Genomic DNA, 283 nt, shown 5'->3' on the forward strand with positions numbered 1-283 from the left:
CGGCATATCTTGCGCTACACTTATAACTACAAGAAAAGTGGGACCTACAGGGCTCGAACCTGTGACCCTCTGCTTGTAAGGCAGATGCTCTCCCAGCTGAGCTAAGATCCCATTTGAAACGACCCAAGCGGGACTCGAACCCGCGACCTCCGCCGTGACAGGGCGGCGCTCTAACCAACTGAGCCATTGGGCCTTAAAGGTACATACCTTCAAAACTTCATACAGATTGCTTTCCGAGTTGCTTTGGTCAAGCCCTCGACCGATTAGTAACAGTCAGCTCCAC

The 283-nt window shown here is 52.3% G+C and carries 2 tRNA genes; both read right to left on the reverse strand.

Annotated elements, in window-relative coordinates:
* Window positions 1–38: 38 nt before the first annotated feature.
* A tRNA-Val gene (locus tag DWV68_RS14285) sits at window positions 39–111 on the reverse strand.
* An 8-nt stretch (window positions 112–119) separates the two neighbouring features.
* Window positions 120–193, reverse strand: a tRNA-Asp gene (locus tag DWV68_RS14290).
* Window positions 194–283 lie beyond the last annotated feature (90 nt).

The organism is Roseburia sp. AF12-17LB (assembly GCF_003479605.1).
Classification (GTDB): domain Bacteria; phylum Bacillota; class Clostridia; order Lachnospirales; family Lachnospiraceae; genus Roseburia_C; species Roseburia_C amylophila.